Here is a 15,077-nt window from a genome sequence, read left to right as displayed (position 1 = left end):
GTGGGATGGGTCAGCAGGCTAAGGCTGCGCGGACTGTCGCGACGATGTGGGCAGGGCGGCGATAGAGGTCACGATCCGTGAAGTGGCGCATCGTCCAGCCCTCGGCATCCAGCCAGTTGGCACGGTCCCGGTCATGTCGCAGTCGATCACGATCAAGGTGGGACAGACCGTCGTACTCGATGCCGACCCGCCGTTCGCGATACCCCAGGTCGAGCCGGTATCGCGCCACCCCGCCCCCGTCCAGCACCCAGATCTGCGGCTCCGGCGCCGGCAGGCCACCGTCGATCAGCACCAGCCGCAGCTGGCTCTCCTGTCGACACTCGGAGCGCCCATCAGCCAACAACGCCAGTGAGCGCGCCTGGCGCACACCCCGTAGCCCTCGATGGACCAAGGCTTTCACGACCAACTCATCCCGGCTCACCGTGCCGGACCGAACCGCAGCGTCGAGCACCGGGAGAACGTCCAGTCGCCGAACCGTCCTCGCCAGGTCCACCGCGCATCTGGCAGCCGGCACGCAGGGCAGCCCGCTCACCATGACCGGCTCCGCCGGCAGAGCCGAGTGGTGGACCGACAGACCAGGAAGGCGGGGCTTGGGGACTTCGGGCGGCAACTGCACATGAACGGCGCCTTCGGGCAGGACACCGAAACCATGCATTCGGGCGGCAGTCTGCCGGGCCAGCATCGCCTCGGGCGGCAGGCACATCAACAGGGCTCGTAGCGCGTCCCGATCATCGACAGGGCGATTCGCGTACACCCCTCGCCGGACCCGGACAACCCGCCCCTTCGTTACACCGATCCGGAGCCGCTTCCGCGGGGTGGATTGGAGCAGCGACACGGTACCCCGAACCTCGAACGCGAGGACGTGCTCGCGGCACTGAAGTTCGCTGCGCCGGCCGTCCCGGAACGGGAACGGTGATGTCCGATTGATCGCACGGTAGGGCGACCATGCTGGGTCAGCGTTCCTGGAGCCCCCAGGGCGAGCCGTAGTCGGTGAGCAGGTCGAGGAACGGGATCGGGGGCAGTGCCTCCGGGCCGAGCACGCCGGTGCCGGACCACGCGCCGGTGGCGAGCAGTTCCAGGGCGACGACCGGGTTGACGGCGGTCTGCCAGACGACGGCCTGGTGGCCGTACTCGCGCATGGACCACTCGTTGTCGACGACGTGGTAGAGGTAGACCTCGCGGGGCCCGCCCGACTTCGACAGGCCCCGGACCCAGGTACCGGCGCAGGTCTTGCCGCGCATCTTCGCCCCGAGGGTGGCCGGGTCTGGCAGGCAGGCGGCCACCACGTCGCGCGGGGACATCGGCACGCCGCGCACGGTGACCGGTTCGGTGGAGTCCAGGCCGAGCTTGTGCAGGGTGCGCAGGATCTCGATGAACTCCTCGCCGAGGCCGTACTTGAAGGTGACCCGCCGCGCGTCGACCCAGCGCGGGATGAGCAGCACCTCCTCGTGCTCGACGTTGACGCACTCCACCGGGCCGATCCCCTCCGGGAAGTGGAACACCTCGGGCTCGCTGAACGGCTCGGTGGTGTACCAGCCCCGGTCCTTCTCCCAGATCACCGGCGGGTTGAGGCACTCCTCGATCGTCGTCCAGATGGAGAAGGACGGGGCGAAGGCGTGGCCCTCCACGGTCAGGTTCGCGCCGTCGCGTACCCCGATCTCGTCGATCTCGCCGAACAACTCGTCGGCGGCGTACCGGGCGAAGATGTCGGACAGGCCCGGCTCGACGCCGATGCCGCACAGCGCGAGCCGGCCCGCCCCGGCCCACCGGTCGGCGGCGGCGAACTGGTCGTCGCCGAGCTTCACACCGGTCTCGGCGTGCGGGCGCTTCGGGTGCGGGTGGGACAGGGACATCGCCATGTCGAGGTAGTCGGCGCCGGCCGCGTACGCGCCGTCGAAGATCGGCATGACGAAGCGCGGGTCGACGGCGTTGAGCACGTGGGTGATCCGGTGCTCGCGGCACAGCGCGGCCACCGCGTCGGCGCGGGAGGCGTCGACGGTCGCGGCGACGAAGCGGTCCCCGTGGCCGTCGACCGCGCGGGCGGCGCGGGCGGGGTCGGCGTCGGCGACGACCATGGTGTCGAAGAATGTTCGGCGGGCGGCGATGGCGACGGCGGCGGAGCCGACACCGCCGGCGCCGACGAGCAGGATGCGCATCAGGTATCGAACCCCAAACCAAGACGATCGAGCGTACGGAGCCAGAGGTTGCGCCGGCCGTCGCGCGCGTCGGCGCGGGCCAGCGACCAGCGGGTGAGGTGGATGCCGGCGGCCCGGACGGGCTCCGGCGGGAACGGCAGCGGCTTGCCCCGGACCATGTCGAGCCGGGTCAGCGGGGTGTCCCCGCCGGCCAGCAGGTCGAGCATCACCCGCGCGCCGAACCGGGTGGCCCCGACGCCGAGGCCGGTGTAGCCGGCGGCGTACGCCAGCCGCCCGTCGTACGCGGTGCCGAAGAACGGGCAGAACCGGGTGCAGGTGTCGATGACGCCGCCCCAGCGGTGGCTGAAGCGCACGTCGGCGAGCTGTGGGAACGTGGTGAAGAAGTGCTCGGCGAGGGCGGTGAAGGTGGCCGGCCGCTGCTCCAGTTCGGGGGCGACCCGGTTGCCGTGGTGGTAGACCGCGTCGTAGCCGCCGAACAGGATCCGCCCGTCGCCGGTGATCCGGTAGTAGTGGAACTGGTTGCCGGTGTCGGCGAGCCCCTGCCGGTTGCGCCAGCCGACGGCGTCCCGCTGGGCCGGGGTCAGCGGCTCGGTCATCAGGGAGTAGTCGTAGACGGGGACGATCCAGGCGCGCAGCCGGCGCAGCAGCGGCGGGAACGCGTTGGTGGCGAGGACGACCCGCCGGGTGCGGACGACGCCGGGGGCCCGCCCGGCTCCGCCGAGGGTGGCGGCGCGCAGGGCGGGGCCGTCGCCGCGCAGGCCGGTGACCCGGGTGTGCTCGTGGATGCGCACGCCGAGGTCGAGGCAGGCGCGGCGCAGCCCCCACGCCAGCCGCGCCGGGTCGAGCATCGCCACCCGGTCGCGGTCCCACATCCCGCCGAGGTACGTCGGCGAGTCGACCTCGGCGCGCACCTCGTCGCGGTCGAGCAGCCGCGCGTCGTGGCCGTACCGGCGGGCCAGCGCCGCGTCCTCGGCGAGCCCGGCGAGCTGGTACGGCTCGACGGCCACCGCCAGTTCGCCGGTGCGCTCGAAGTCGCAGTCGATGCCGTATGCGTCGACGGTGGCGGCGATGTCGGCCAGGTTCTCCCGGCCGAGGCGTTCCAGCTCGGCGATCTCGCCGGGGAACCGGCCCGCCCCGTTGGCCAGCCCATGGGTGAGCGAGGCGGCGCAGAACCCACCGTTGCGCCCGGACGCCGCCCAGCCGCAGGTGCCGGCCTCGACGAGCAGCACGTCGGCGTCGGGGTCGGCCTGCTTGGCCAGCAGGGCCGCCCACAGCCCGCTGTACCCGCCGCCGATCACCAGCAGGTCGGCGGCGTGGGCGCCGGTCAGCGGCGGCAGCGGGTCGGGGCGTTCCGGACGGTCGAGCCAGTACGGCACGGGCGCCGCGTCGGCGAGCGCCCGGCCGGTATGCGGGAGGATCATGACGGGTTCTTCGTCCGGCGGTCGGCTGCCGGGGCGACCGGGAGGCCGGCGCGGCGGGACCGCCGCCCACGCAGCGAGGTGAGCCCGACGAGCAGCAGCGCGATCACGAACATCGCCGTGCCGATGACGTTGACCTGCGGCGGGATGCCCCGCTGGGCGGCGCCCCAGACGTACATCGGGAACGTGACGGTGGTGCCCGCGTTGAAGTTCGTAATGATGAAGTCGTCGAAGCTGAGCGAGAACGCCAGCAGCGCGGCGGCCACGATTCCGGGGAGCACCAGCGGCAGCGTGACCAGGCGGAACGCCTGCCACGGGCTGGCGTACAGGTCCGCCGCGGCCTCCTCCAGCCGCCGGTCCATCCCGGCGAGCCGCGCCTTGACCGTCACCACCACGAACGACACGCAGAACATGACGTGTGCGATGACGACAGTCCAGAAGCCCTGCGGCACGCCGGCGGAGACGAACAGGGCCAGCAGCGAGGTGCCCATCACCAGCTCGGGGGTGGCCATCGGCAGGAAGATCAGCAGGTTGATCCCGGACCGGCCGGTGAACCGGTGCCGCACCAGCGCGAACGCCATCAGCGTGCCGAGTACGGTGGCGACGACGGTGGAGATGAAGCCGATCTGCACGCTGCGCAGCACGGCGTCGCACATGTCGGAGGTGGCACAGGGCTGCCGCCAGTTGTCGAGCGTGAACTCGTTGAAGTCGTACGACAGGCGGCTGGACGGGCGGTTGAACGACAGGGCGGCGACCACGGCGATCGGCAGGGACAGGTAGCCGAGCACCAGCAGGGCCACGCCCATCACCCAGCGGTCGGCGAGCCAACGGAAGAACCGGTGCATCACAGCGCCTGCCCTTCATTCGCGACTGCGGGGCTCCGCTGCGCTGCACTCCTCGCGCTCACAGCGCCTGCCCTTCATTCGCGACTGCGGGGCTCCGCTGCGCTGCACTCCTCGCGCTCATCAGAGCACCTCCTCCGTGCCGGCCCGGCGCAGGTAGCCGAAGACCACCGCGAGGATCGCCGCCATCAGCAGGAACGACAGCGCCGCGCCCTGCGGGTAGTCCAGCCGGACCAGGAACGCCGAGTCGATGACGTTGCCGATCATGTACTCGTTGGGGGTGCCGAGCAGCTCCGCGTTGATGTAGTCGCCGGTGGCCGGGATGAAGAACAGCAGCGTGCCGGCGATCAGGCCGGGCATCGACAGCGGCAGGGTCACCCGGCGGAACGTCTGCACCGGGCTCGCGTACAGGTCGCCGGCCGCCTCCAGCAGCCGGTGGTCGAGCCGCTCCAGGCTCGCGTACAGCGGCAGCACCAGGAACGGCAGGAAGTTGTACGTCAGCCCGAGGATCACCGCGATCGGCGTGGCCAGCAGCCGGCCGTCGGGGCCGAGCAGGTGCACGTCGCGCAGCAGCCCGACCAGAGCGCCGTTGTCGGACAGGATCGTCTTCCAGGCCAGGGTGCGCACCAGGAAGCTGGTGAACATCGGGGCGACCACGCAGACCAGCAGCAGGTTCTTCCACCGGCCGGCCTTCTGCGCGATCGCGTACGCCAGCGGGTAGCCCATCAGCAGGGCCAGCACCAGGGCGATCCCGGCGTACCCGAAGGAGCGGGCGAACTGCGGCCAGTACGCCTGCAACACGTCCGGGTAGTTGCCGAACGCCCAGGTCAGCGCATACCCGGTGGAGAGCGAGCCGCTGGGGTCGTACAGGCTCGCGGCGGCGAGCTGGAACAGCGGCACGGCGAAGAACAGCAGCAGCCAGGCCGCGCCGGGCAGGAGCAGCAGGTACGGCAGCAGCCGGTGCCGCCCGCGCCGGGCCGGCGGCGGGGGCCCCGCCGGCCGCCCCGTCGACGTGGGTACGTGGGCCAGCGCCGTCACGAGGACGCACCCACCGACTCGTCGACCAGGCCGGCGGTGCGGTCGTCCTGACCCGGCTCCCGGGGCAGCAGGAACGCGTGCCGGGGGTCCCAGTGCGCCACCACGGACGCGCCGACCGGCAGCCGGCCGCCGAGCCCGCTGTTCGCCGCGAACGCGGACAACTCGCCGCCCCAGCCGGTGCGCACCAGGTACTGGGTGCTGACCCCGACGTACGAGGCGTCGGTGACCACGCCGGTGACGTGCTGGTGGCCGGCGGGAACCTGGTCGGCGGAGTCCGCCAGGTGCAGCTTCTCGGGGCGTACCCCCAGGTAGACCGCGCCCCGGTCGGCGCGGGCGCGGTCGGCGGGCACGGAGAAGCCGGCACCGTGGGCGCTGACGGGCACCTCGGGCCCGGCGGGACCGGCTGCCTCGGCGGCGAGCAGGTTGGACTGGCCGAGGAAGTTCGCCACGAACGCGGTGCCCGGGTACTCGTAGATGTCGGCCGGGGCGCCGAGTTGCTCGATCCGCCCCGCGTTCATCACCGCGACGGTGTCGGCCATGGTCATGGCCTCCTCCTGGTCGTGGGTGACGTGCACGAAGGTGATCCCTACCTCGGTCTGGATGCGCTTCAGCTCGATCTGCATCTGCCGGCGCAGCTTCAGGTCGAGCGCGCCGAGCGGCTCGTCGAGGAGCAGCACCTGGGGCCGGTTGATCAGCGCGCGGGCCAGCGCTACCCGCTGTTGCTGCCCGCCCGAGAGCTGGGCCGGGTGGCGGTGGCCGAAGTCGTCGAGTTGCACCAGCGCGAGCATCCGCATGACCTCGTCGTCGACGGAGCGGATGCCGCGCCGGCGCAGCCCGAACGCCACGTTCTCGAAGATGTTGAGGTGCGGGAAGAGCGCGTAGCTCTGGAACACGGTGTTGACCGGCCGCTTGTGCGGGCGTAGCCGCGCGATGTCCCGGTCACCGAGCAGCACCTGACCGCTCGTCGGCTGTTCCAGGCCGGCAATCATGCGCAGGGTGGTGGTCTTGCCGCAGCCGGACGCCCCGAGCAGGGCGAAGAACGAGCCCTGCGGGACGGTGAGACCGAGGTCGTCGACCGCGGTGAAGATGCCGAACCTCTTGGTCAGGTTGACCAGCCGCAGGTCGCCGGCCGGCTCGTCTCGTCGCGTCGTCTTCGCGCTCATCCCCGTCACGCGCCGATGACCTGCTGGAACTTGCCCTCGTACTCCTTCTCCTGCTTCTCGTCCAGCGCCATGAACACCTTGGACTTGGACAGCAGGGCGTCGTCGGGGAAGACCAGCGGGTTGGCGGCCAGCTCCGGGTCGATCTTCTCCATCTCGGCCTGCGCGCCCTTGACCGGGCAGATGTAGTTGACGTACGCGGCCAGCTTCGCGGCGACCGCCGGCTGGTAGTAGTAGTTGATCAGCTCTTCGGCGTTCGCCCGGTGGGTGGCCTTGTTCGGCACCATCATGTTGTCGCTGAACAGCATCACGCCGGAATCCGGCGCCACAAACTTGATCTTTTCGTTCTCGCCGGAGAGCTGGATGATGTCGCCGGACCAGCCGACGCACGCGGCGATGTCGCCCTTGGCCAGGTCGGGGGCGTAGTCGTTGCCGGTGAACTTGCGGATCTGCCCGGAGTCGACGGCCTTCTTGAGCTTGTTCAGCGCGTCGTCGAACTGGGCGGAGGTGAAGTTCGCCGCGTCGTGGCCGTTCGACTGGAGCAGCAGGCCCATCGTGTCGCGCATCTCGGACAGCGCGGTGACCTTCCCCTTGAGGTCGGGGCGGGTCAGCAGCTCGTCGACCGTACGGATCTCCTTGGTGACGCCGCCGTTGTAGGCGAGGCCGGCGAGGCCGGACTGCCACGGGATGGAGATCCGGTTCTCCGGGTCGAAGGAGCGGTTGAGCAGCGACGGCAGCAGGTTGGCCGTCACGTTGGGAATCCTGGCCGGGTCGAGCTTCTGGATCCAGCCGAGCCGGATCATCCGGGCGGCCATCCAGTCGGTCAGCACGATGATGTCCCGCCCGGTGCCCTGACAGGCGGCGAGCTGGTTCTGCACCTTGCCGAAGAACTCGTTGTTGTCGTTGATGTCCTCGGTGTAGGTCACCTGGACGCCGCTGGAGGCGACGAACGCGTCCAGGCTGGGCCGCTTCGACTCGTTCTTGTCGTCGACGTCCATGTACTGCGGCCAGTTCGAGAACGCCAGCTTCTTCTCCGCGCCGGAAAGGTCTTCGCTGACGCAGCCGGCCTCGGTCTGCTGGGCGCCCTTGGTGCCGCAGCCGGCGAGCGCGCCCGCCGTGGCGAGCATCGCGGCGGATCCGAGGGTGCCGGTGAGCAGACCACGCCGGGTGAGGGGCCGGAGGGGAGTTCGCATGTGACGACTCCTAGGGGGGTCATCGCCGGCGGGCGGGACGGGGGAGGCCCGACGGCGGGAGGGTCTTCAGGCGATGGACGACTGATCCTGACATGAGCTGACCTGCCTCACAAGGGATTCCGTTGCCGTGATAGCAATCCACCACGAATTACGCCAGACTGCGCCGGGGCACTACGATTCCGTGGAAGAAGCGGACATGGGGAGCGGACGATGGCCATCCGGCAGCAGGAGAGCGGCAACGGCGGGCGACGCGTCGCCGTCCGCGGGGGTGCCAGTCACGCTCTGTTGGACGACGTCGCCAAGCAGATCATCGAGCAGCTCCAGGAGGACGGCCGCCGGCCGTACGCGACGATCGGCAAGGCGGTCGGCCTGTCCGAGGCGGCGGTGCGCCAGCGGGTGCAGCGACTGCTCGACGCCGGGGTGATGCAGATCGTCGCGGTCACCGACCCGCTCCAGCTCGGCTTCCCCCGGCAGGCCATGATCGGCCTGCGCACCGACGGCGACCTTGAGGCGGTGGCCGACCGGCTCGCCGAGTTCGAGGAGGTCGACTACGTGGTGATCACCGCCGGGTCGTTCGACCTGCTCGCCGAGGTGGTCTGCCGCAACGACGCCCACCTGCTGGAAATCCTGCAACGGCTGCGCGCCGTCGAGGGCGTGCTAGCCACCGAGGCCTTCGTCTACCTCAAGCTCCGCAAGCAGACCTACAGCTGGGGTACAGCCTGAGCCACCCGGCCCGGCCGCCTGGTCAGGCGGTCGGCGGCTGGTCAGACGGTGGCTGCGCCGGTCAGGCGGGCGGTGGCTGGTCAGACGGTGGCTGCGCCGGTCAGGCGGCCGGCGGGCGGTGGCTGCTGGTCAGGCGGTCGGCGGGCGGCGGGCGAGGTCCACAAAGGCCCGCCAGGTGGCCGGGGCGAAGCTGAGGGTGCCGCCGTCGCGGTCCTTGCTGTCGCGCACCAGCACCCGCCCGGGCAGGTTGTCGGCCACCTCGACGCAGTCCCCGCCGTTGTTGCTGCTCCGGGTCGCGGTGCGCCAACGGGCAGCCGTCGGCGCGTCGGTCAGCTCCATGTCGTCGCCACCTCCCTGATCAGCTCGATCGACCGGCGGCACGGCAGCGCCTCGCCGGTGACGCTCTCCCACCTGCGCCCCAGGCTAGCAACGTCGACCGGATCGCTCACGACCTGACCGCGAAGCTGGTTGTCGATATACGCCAATTCCGTCCCGTCGGGCAAACGGGCGAGAACGAACGGACCGGCCAGCCCCGTGTGCCACGGGTTCTCGGCGGGGATCACCCGGACCTGCACGTGCTCCCGACCGGCCATCGCCGCGAGGTGGGCGAGCTGGTCGGCCATCACCGCCCGATCGCCGACCATCCGGCGCAGCACCACCTCGTCGATCACCGCGACGAGCTGCGGCGGGGCCTCGGCGGACAGGATCACCTGCCGGTCGAGCCGGCCGGCCACGATCCGCTCCACCTCGGCCGACGGCAGCAGCCCGCCGGTGCTCAGCACGGCCCGGGCGTACCCTCGGTCTGGAGCAACCCCGGCACCAGCAACGGCTGGTACGACCGGAGCGAGGTGGCGTCCTGCTCCAGCTCGGCCCACTTACGGAACCAGGGCACGTCCCGCCGGCGGAACGGCTCCGGCCACAGCTCGGCGGCCTCCTTGCCGAGCAGGCCGGCGACCGCGAACCGGGTCCGGGGGTGGGGAATTCGCCCGTCCGCCAGCCACCGGGCGGCCGTCTTCGGGTCGACACGGACCTTCTCCGCCAACGACTCGGCCGTCTCCCCCACGGCGGCCATCGCCACCCGCAGCACCTCGTTGCCCATCAGACCTCCCACCACCGATTACGCATGGTGGGCACCATAGCGACGCCCCGTGCCCATGTCGGCCCCGAAACGGCTGGTGGCGGCGGGACCTATTTCGTGCATCTGACATGCCCACCAGCCGTCCGCCAAAGGCCCTGACAATGTCCACCCCAGCCCAACTCAGCCCAGCCAGCCAGCCCAGCCGAGCCAAGCCAGCTGAGCCAAGCCAGCCAGGCAGCTGAGCCCTTCGGCTCAGCCCTCCCACGTTCCACCCGCCCGGCGTCCACAGCGACGGCGGCGGGTTGACGAAGGCCCGTTTGGCGAGCATCGGGAGTCCCCGACGGGCCCCTTTGGAGCTGCCCCGTCTGCGCTACCGGCGGTGCGGCGCGGAAAGCCCTCCGCCCTGATCGCGCATCGAACTCGTCGGCCCGGCGGCCCGCTCTAGCCAGCCACGCTTGCACCGGGCACCGGGCACCGGGCACCGGGCACCGGGCACCGGGCACCGGTGCAGGATGCCATTGCGCAGAGGCCGGTAGCGCCAACGGGGCAGCTCCACAGGGCCACCGACCGCACCCTGCCCGCCGTGGCAACACCGCAGCAGCGGTAGCACCAACGGGGCAGCTCCGTAGGAGGCACCGACGACCTCGCGCGCACCAAGGACCCGCCCGCCGGAGTGTCGATCAGAGGCGATAGCGCCAACCAGGAACAGCAGCGCCGACGAGGCAGCTCCGCAGGGCCCCATCGACCGCGCCCGCCCCCGCCCCCGCAAGGGACCCAGCCATTCGAGGCAGGCCCCAGCATGGCGTCGCGGAAGGCTCAGCTCCCGAAGGGCCGCGGGACCCCCCGTCAGCCCCGACGGAACCGGTGGAACGGACGGAACCGGTGGAGCCGGCGATGGGAGCGCAGGCGCCCGAGAGCTGGGGCGGCGGGTGACAGGACAGGGCGAGGGCGGGGCGAGGGCGAGGGCGGGGCGAGGGCGGGGGCGGGGCGAGGGCGGGGGCGGGGCGGAATCCGAGCGCTAGCGCATGATGCGGATTCCGTTGCACATGGCGCAACCGTTCGCTGATTCCGTTGCTGTAGGCGTGCAGAGCCACCGATCCCACTTGCTTTACCGGTCAGGGCTGTGGGATAACCGTGGGCAGAGCGGCCGGTATCACCCCCCTGACCGGCCCCGAGACCCGATGGGGCTGACATGGCCAACGCGACCGACCACCTCTGGATGCACTTCACCCGGATGGCCAGCTACTCCGCCGGCGAGGTGCCGACGATCGTGCGCGGCGAGGGCGCGTACGTGTGGGATTCCCAGGGCCGCCGCTACCTCGACGGGCTCGCCGGGCTCTTCGTCGTCCAGGCCGGGCACGGCCGCACCGAGCTGGCCGAGGCCGCCGCCAAGCAGGCCGGCGAGCTGGCCTACTTCCCGCTCTGGTCGTACGCCCACCCGAAGGCCGTCGAGCTGGCCGAGAAGATCGCCTCGCTGACCCCCGGCGATCTGAACCGGGTCTTCTTCACCACCGGCGGCTCCGAGGCCGTCGAGACGGCGTGGAAGCTGGCCCGGTCGTTCTTCAAGCGCACCGGCAAGCCGAACAAGCACAAGGTGGTCAGCCGGCACCTGGCGTACCACGGCACGTCGATGGGTGCGCTGTCGATCACCGGACTGCCCGGCATCAAGAGCGACTTCGAGCCGCTGGTGCCCGGCGGGATCAAGGTGCCGAACACGAACTTCTACCGGGCGCCGGAGCACGGCGACTCGCCGGAGGCGTTCGGCCGCTGGGCCGCCGAGGAGATCCGCCGAGCGATCGAGCGTGAGGGGCCGGACACGGTCGCGGCGGTCTTCCTGGAACCGGTGCAGAACTCCGGCGGCTGTTTCCCCCCACCGCCCGGGTACTTCGAGCGGGTCCGTCAGATCTGCGACGAGTACGACGTGCTGCTCGTCTCCGACGAGGTGATCTGCTCGTGGGGCCGACTCGGCGAGTACTTCGGCGCCGTCCGCTACGGCTTCCAGCCGGACATCATCACCACCGCCAAGGGCCTCACCTCCGGGTACGCCCCGCTCGGCGCGATGATCGCCAGCGACCGGTTGATGGAGCCGTTCCTCACCGAGACCGGCATGTTCGCCCACGGGGTGACCTTCGGCGGCCACCCGGTCTCCTGCGCGGTGGCCCTGGCCAACCTGGAGGTGTTCGCCCGGGAGGACCTGCTCGGGCACGTCCGGGCCAACGAGGACGCCTTGCGGGCCACCCTGGAGAAGCTGCACGACCTGCCGATCGTCGGCGACGTGCGGGGGGACGGGTACTTCTACGGCATCGAGCTGGTCAAGGACAAGGCGACCCGGGAGACGTTCGACGAGGCCGAGTCGGAGCGGCTGCTGCGCGGCTTCCTGTCCACCGCGCTGTTCCAGGCCGGGCTGTACTGCCGGGCCGACGACCGGGGCGACCCCGTGGTGCAGCTCGCCCCGCCGCTGATCGCCGAGCAGCAGCAGTTCGACGAGATGGAGCAGATCCTGCGCGCGGTGCTCACCGAGGCGTGGGCACGGCTGTAGCGGTCGGCCGGCGATGCGTTATCAGGAGCTGTCGTACTGGCTGTCCACCATGGACGATCCGCTGACGCCCCGCCCGCCGCTGGGCGGGGACGCCGACGCGGACGTGGTGATCGTCGGGGCCGGGTACACCGGGCTGTGGACGGCGTACTATCTCGCGGTCGCCGACCCGGCGCTGCGGATCACGGTGCTGGAACGGGAGATCGCCGGCTTCGGGGCGTCGGGGCGCAACGGGGGCTGGTGCTCGGCCCTGTTCCCCACCTCGCTGCCGGCACTCGCCCGCCGGCACGGCCGGGACGCGGCGCTGCGGATGCAGCGGGCCATGCAGGAGACCGTCCGCGAGGTGGGCCGGGCGGTCGCCGCCGAGGGGATCGACTGCGACTGGCAGCTCGGCGGGACGGTGGTGCTGGCCCGCAGCGAGGCCCAGCTCGGCCGGGCCCGGGCCGAGGTGGCCGAGGCCCGCGCGCACGGCCTGGACCCCGCCGACCTGGTGCTGCTCGACGCCGCCGAGGCCGCCGCCAGGTGCACCGCCGAGGGGGTACGCGGCGGGACGTACACCCCGCACTGCGCGGTGCTGCACCCGGCCCGGCTGGTCCGCGGGCTGGCCCGGGCGGTCGAACGACGCGGGGTGCGGATCCACGAGCGGACGCCGGTGACCGCGATCCGGGCCGGGGCGGCGGTGACCCCGGCCGGGACGGTGCGGGCGCCGGTGGTGGTGCGGGCGACGGAGGGATACACGCCGGGGCTGCCCGGGCAGCGGCGGGCGGTCGCGCCGGTCTACTCACTGATGGTGGCCACCGAGCCGCTGCCCGAGGAGATCTGGGCGCGGATCGGGCTGGCGCAGCGGGAGACGTTCTCCGACCACCGGCACGTGATCATCTATGGCCAGCGCACCGCCGACGGGCGGCTGGCGTTCGGCGGGCGGGGCGCCCCGTACCACTTCGGGTCGCGGGTCGAGCCCGGCTACGACCGGGAGCCCCGGGTCTTCGCCGCGCTGCGCCGGACGCTGGGCGAACTGTTCCCGGTGCTCGGTCCGGAGGTGCCGGTCAGTCACACCTGGGGCGGGCCGCTCGGGGTGGCCCGGGACTGGTCGGCCTCCGTGGGGTTGGACACCTCGACGGGGCTGGCCTGGGCGGGCGGGTACGTCGGCGACGGGGTGGGCACCGCGAACCTCGCCGGGCGTACCCTCGCCGACCTGATCCGGGGCGCGGAGAGCGACCTGACGTCGCTCCCCTGGGTCGGCCACCGGTCGCCGCGCTGGGAGCCGGAGCCGGTGCGCTGGCTGGCCGTCAACGCGGGCCTGAAGGTGATGTTCTCCGCCGACCGGGCGGAGCTGCGGACGGGCCGGCCGTCCCGCCGGGCGGCCCTGTGCAACCGCTTCCTGGGCCACTGACCCCGGCGCGGTCAGTGGTTGGGTGGGATCACCCGGAGGTGGCCACGGCGGCCGGTCTGCGGGTGCTGGGGGTACTGCTGCTGGTGGTGCTGGTCGTCCGGAGGGCGGGGCGGCGCGGGCCTGGCCGCCTCGCGGACCGCCTCGGCGAGGGCGACCAGGTCGTCGGCGCTGGGCGGCGGGGGCTCGAACTCGCCCTCGTGGCGGACCACGTTCCAGCCCCGGGGGGCGGTCAGACTGCGGGCGTGCTGCTCACAGAGGTCGTACGTGTGCGGTTCGGCGAAGGCCGCGAGGGGCCCGACCACGGCCGTCGACTCGTTGTAGACATAGGTCAATGTGGCGACCGCTTGCCGGGGGCAGCCGTTTCGGGAGCAGCGCCGTGGTGACCTCACGGCGGGAGGGTATCTCCATTACCGGGTCCGACGCACTGGTTCGCGTTGCGACACGCCCGTCATCGAGATCACAATTCGCAACATCCGACGAGCAGGACAGTGGCCGGGCGGGGACGGCGCGCCGCAGGAGCGACACAGCCGGGGGCCGGGCCGCGCGCCGGGCTACCCTGTAGCGCATGACCAGTCCGGAACACCGCCGCCCCGGCTCCGGCCGGCGCGCCCACCGTGACCGGCACGGGCGGGGCCTGCGTGGGCGGCTGGTGCCGGCGACGGTGCCGCTGGCCCGGACCAAGGCCGAGGTCTTCGACGATCTCGTGCTGGACACCGTGGAGACCCTGGAACGACGGTTCGCGAAGGAGCTGGCCGGCGTCGAGTTCGCGGTGGAGGACGTGCCGCCGGACCTCAACGTGTACGACTCCGACGTGCTGGAGGACGGCGAGGTGCCGCTCGCCCGGCTGCTGCCCGGCCGCCCCGGCCAGCAGGAGGTGCCGCCGCGGATCGTGCTCTACCGCCGTCCGCTGGAGTTCCGGGCCATGGACCGGGAGGACCTGGCCGACCTGGTGCACGACGTGATCATCGAGCAGGTGGCGAACCTGCTCGGGGTCGACCCGGACGAGCTGGCCTGAGCCCACCCGTCGCCGGGCCACGGGCCTCGCGGGGTGACCCCCACCATTCCGGGCCGACTGCCTGAGCCGGGCGGCCCCCACCGCCCCGGCCCGGCAACGCTCAGGCGGCCCGCCGCTTGAGCTTGCGCCGCTCTCGTTCCGAGAGCCCACCCCAGATTCCGAACCTCTCGTCGTGGCCAAGAGCGTATTCCAGGCATTCGGTCTTGACCTCGCACCGCGAGCAGATCCGCTTCGCCTCGCGGGTCGAGCCGCCCTTCTCGGGGAAGAACGCCTCCGGATCGGTCTGGGAGCAGAGTGCCTGCTCCTGCCACTCCGGTGCGTTCCCGAGCAGGTCGGCCACCTCGAGCTGGCCGTCCATCTAAGATGCCTCCTTGTCGCGCACCGGCTCGTCGCCGCTGCAACCCCCCACGCAAAGGCGTGCTTGTCCGTACGGTTCCGATTTGTTGCGTTCCGTGCGAACAACCCCATTCAAATTACACGCGTGTAATACGTGCGCCGTCAAGCCGGACTTGATAATGGAGTCGT

The 15,077-nt window shown here is 71.7% G+C and carries 14 protein-coding genes and 1 pseudogene; 4 read left to right on the top strand and 11 right to left on the bottom strand.

What is annotated here, in order from left to right; translation table 11 throughout:
* Nucleotides 1-10: 10 nt before the first annotated feature.
* The 7 genes from ACFYZF_RS14750 to ACFYZF_RS14720 form a co-directional block, all read right to left on the bottom strand.
* The gene (locus tag ACFYZF_RS14750; protein ID WP_387020133.1) at nt 11-703 is read right to left on the bottom strand and encodes a DUF559 domain-containing protein; all 693 of its coding nucleotides are present in this window, start codon (nt 701-703) and stop codon (nt 11-13) included.
* 250 nt (nt 704-953) lie between these two features.
* Entirely contained in the window at nt 954-2,156 is a 1,203-nt protein-coding gene (locus ACFYZF_RS14745; RefSeq protein WP_387020130.1) for a saccharopine dehydrogenase family protein, read from the bottom strand.
* Entirely contained in the window at nt 2,156-3,577 is a 1,422-nt protein-coding gene (locus ACFYZF_RS14740; RefSeq protein WP_387020128.1) for an NAD(P)/FAD-dependent oxidoreductase, read from the bottom strand. Before ACFYZF_RS14740 ends, ACFYZF_RS14745 begins: the two co-directional genes overlap by 1 nt.
* On the bottom strand, nt 3,574-4,419 hold the full coding sequence (locus tag ACFYZF_RS14735; protein ID WP_387020125.1) for an ABC transporter permease: 846 nt from the start codon (nt 4,417-4,419) through the stop codon (nt 3,574-3,576). Before ACFYZF_RS14735 ends, ACFYZF_RS14740 begins: the two co-directional genes overlap by 4 nt.
* A 120-nt stretch (nt 4,420-4,539) precedes the next feature.
* Nucleotides 4,540-5,454 carry an ABC transporter permease gene (locus ACFYZF_RS14730; RefSeq protein ID WP_387020123.1) on the bottom strand — a complete coding sequence of 305 codons (915 nt, stop codon included), beginning with the start codon at nt 5,452-5,454 and terminating at the stop codon, nt 4,540-4,542.
* Complete coding sequence (locus ACFYZF_RS14725; protein ID WP_387020120.1) at nt 5,451-6,617, bottom strand: ABC transporter ATP-binding protein; 1,167 nt, start codon at nt 6,615-6,617, stop codon at nt 5,451-5,453. The genes ACFYZF_RS14730 and ACFYZF_RS14725 overlap by 4 nt, the downstream gene beginning before the upstream one ends.
* Nucleotides 6,618-6,622: 5 nt before the next feature.
* Nucleotides 6,623-7,807, bottom strand: coding sequence for an extracellular solute-binding protein (locus ACFYZF_RS14720; RefSeq protein ID WP_387020117.1), 1,185 nt, complete (start codon nt 7,805-7,807; stop codon nt 6,623-6,625).
* A gap of 210 nt (nt 7,808-8,017) precedes the next feature.
* Between ACFYZF_RS14720 and ACFYZF_RS14715 the strand changes: the two genes are divergently transcribed.
* The gene (locus ACFYZF_RS14715) at nt 8,018-8,530 is read left to right on the top strand and encodes an Lrp/AsnC family transcriptional regulator (protein ID WP_387020114.1); all 513 of its coding nucleotides are present in this window, start codon (nt 8,018-8,020) and stop codon (nt 8,528-8,530) included.
* 129 nt (nt 8,531-8,659) lie between these two features.
* Here the strand turns inward: ACFYZF_RS14715 and ACFYZF_RS14710 are convergent, their stop codons facing one another.
* Together ACFYZF_RS14710 and ACFYZF_RS14705 are read right to left on the bottom strand one after the other, a co-directional pair.
* Nucleotides 8,660-8,869 carry a DUF397 domain-containing protein gene (locus tag ACFYZF_RS14710; RefSeq protein WP_387020112.1) on the bottom strand — a complete coding sequence of 70 codons (210 nt, stop codon included), beginning with the start codon at nt 8,867-8,869 and terminating at the stop codon, nt 8,660-8,662.
* Nucleotides 8,860-9,629 (bottom strand): annotated as a pseudogene (locus ACFYZF_RS14705) (DUF5753 domain-containing protein). Before ACFYZF_RS14705 ends, ACFYZF_RS14710 begins: the two are co-directional and overlap by 10 nt.
* 1,171 nt (nt 9,630-10,800) lie before the next feature.
* Between ACFYZF_RS14705 and ACFYZF_RS14700 the strand changes: the two are divergent.
* Both ACFYZF_RS14700 and ACFYZF_RS14695 read left to right on the top strand, forming a co-directional pair.
* Nucleotides 10,801-12,147: an aspartate aminotransferase family protein gene (locus ACFYZF_RS14700; RefSeq protein ID WP_387020110.1), complete on the top strand. Its 1,347-nt coding sequence runs from the start codon at nt 10,801-10,803 to the stop codon at nt 12,145-12,147.
* A gap of 13 nt (nt 12,148-12,160) precedes the next feature.
* Complete coding sequence (locus tag ACFYZF_RS14695; RefSeq protein WP_387020107.1) at nt 12,161-13,537, top strand: NAD(P)/FAD-dependent oxidoreductase; 1,377 nt, start codon at nt 12,161-12,163, stop codon at nt 13,535-13,537.
* An 11-nt stretch (nt 13,538-13,548) separates the two neighbouring features.
* Here ACFYZF_RS14695 and ACFYZF_RS14690 read toward each other — a convergent pair whose 3' ends face one another.
* Nucleotides 13,549-13,926 (bottom strand): DUF3499 domain-containing protein, encoded by a 378-nt coding sequence (locus ACFYZF_RS14690; protein ID WP_387020104.1) that lies wholly within the window; start codon nt 13,924-13,926, stop codon nt 13,549-13,551.
* Between the two features lie 176 nt (nt 13,927-14,102).
* On the opposite strand from ACFYZF_RS14690, the gene ACFYZF_RS14685 reads away from it, so the two are divergent.
* Entirely contained in the window at nt 14,103-14,552 is a 450-nt protein-coding gene (locus ACFYZF_RS14685) for a metallopeptidase family protein (protein ID WP_387020101.1), read from the top strand.
* Nucleotides 14,553-14,652: 100 nt separating this feature from the next.
* On the opposite strand, the gene ACFYZF_RS14680 is transcribed toward ACFYZF_RS14685, so the two are convergent.
* Nucleotides 14,653-14,910, bottom strand: coding sequence for a WhiB family transcriptional regulator (locus ACFYZF_RS14680; protein WP_007074725.1), 258 nt, complete (start codon nt 14,908-14,910; stop codon nt 14,653-14,655).
* Nucleotides 14,911-15,077: the final 167 nt, after the last annotated feature.

This window comes from Micromonospora sp. NPDC001898 (genome assembly GCF_042891255.1).
Taxonomy (GTDB): Bacteria; Actinomycetota; Actinomycetes; order Mycobacteriales; family Micromonosporaceae; genus Micromonospora.
This window is presented reverse-complemented; position numbering and strand designations above follow the sequence as displayed.